At 72.5% G+C, this 382-nt stretch carries 1 pseudogene; it reads left to right on the top strand.

Annotation, left to right across the window (positions count from 1 at the left end):
- Positions 1 to 371: pseudogene (locus tag LPA54_RS41935) on the top strand (TetR/AcrR family transcriptional regulator); the annotation flags it as partial.
- Positions 372 to 382: the final 11 nt, after the last annotated feature.

Here is a 382-nt window from a genome sequence, read left to right as displayed (position 1 = left end):
ACGCCTTCGAGGCGCTGGAGCGCTTCGCGCACGCTGCCGCCGACGAGCGGATCAGCGCGCTCTGTCCGATGATCTCCAGCACCTTCGACCAGAGCCATCCCGACCTGGAGGATGCGCGGCGGCGCGTCGAGAGCCTCGTCGTCCAGCTGATGGACCGCGCCCGGGCGGCCGGCCAGCTGCGGGACGACGTGGAGTACGGCGACCTGCTGGTGGGCGTCGCGCAGCTGAGCCGGCCCCCGGCCGGCACCGGCTGCATGAGCGCCGACCGCTTCGTCCACCGCCATCTCCAGCTGTTCCTGGACGGGATGCGGGCGCCTGCCCGGTCCGTTCTGCCGGGTTCGGCCGTGACCGTGGAGGATCTGCGCCGCTGAGCCACTCCTGA

Source organism: Streptomyces sp. DH12 (assembly GCF_020873895.1).
Lineage (GTDB): Bacteria > Actinomycetota > Actinomycetes > Streptomycetales > Streptomycetaceae > Streptomyces.
The sequence above is the reverse complement of the archived record's forward strand: the minus strand, read 5'-3'. Positions and strand labels throughout refer to the sequence as shown.